Origin of the sequence: Mycobacterium sp. 1165178.9 (genome assembly GCF_001673555.1) — a bacterium.
GTDB lineage: Bacteria > Actinomycetota > Actinomycetes > Mycobacteriales > Mycobacteriaceae > Mycobacterium.
Genome location: NZ_LZMB01000149.1, coordinates 1 through 643, shown reverse-complemented (window position 1 = coordinate 643; position 643 = coordinate 1). Strand labels below are relative to the sequence as shown.

Here is a 643-nt window from a genome sequence, read left to right as displayed (position 1 = left end):
TGTTCCACGACGCCAAGGTCGGCCGCCTCAAAGACCTGCTGATCAACTGCGGCTACCCGCTGATCGAGCGCTTCCCGGGGCGCTTGGCCACGGGGATCGGGATCGCCGTCCGGCCGGGGCCGGCGACGCGACCGCCGCGGCGGCTCGGTGGCGTCGGAGTCGCGGGCCGACGCGGCGCTGCGGCGGGTGCTGCGCCGTGGACGCTCGGGTCGCTCCAGTTGTTCGGACGCATCGCCCAGGGGCTCCCGCGAATGCCGGGAGCGGGTGCGTGCCGAACGCGTGGTGGAGCGGGTGGTGCGTGCCGTGCCGCGGGTCCTCGGCGAAGAGCCCGATCTGCGGCCGCGGCGGGAATCGGCGGTGTCGTCGGCGTCGTCCACGTCGTCGTCGGACTGCAGCGCCGACTGCGCTTTGGCGACGATGCCGTTGAAGAAGGACTTGACGTCGACACCAGCGGGCCCCGCAGCGTCCTCGGAGGCGTTCGCGGTGGTGTGTTTCTTGTAGCCGTTTCCGAAATACCAGCGAGCCAGCCCGATCGTCAGCACGGCGCCGGCGGTGCCCAGCATCAGCGGGAAGCGCTCGATCAGCGGGTAGCCGCAGTTGATCAGCAGGTCTTTGAGGCGGCCGACCTTGGCGTCGTGGAACA

General features: G+C 70.9%; 1 protein-coding gene. It reads right to left on the bottom strand.

Annotated elements, in window-relative coordinates:
• Nucleotides 1-643 (bottom strand): DUF6542 domain-containing protein (locus tag A5652_RS07280; RefSeq protein ID WP_369805762.1); only part of this gene is annotated, 643 nt, incomplete at both ends.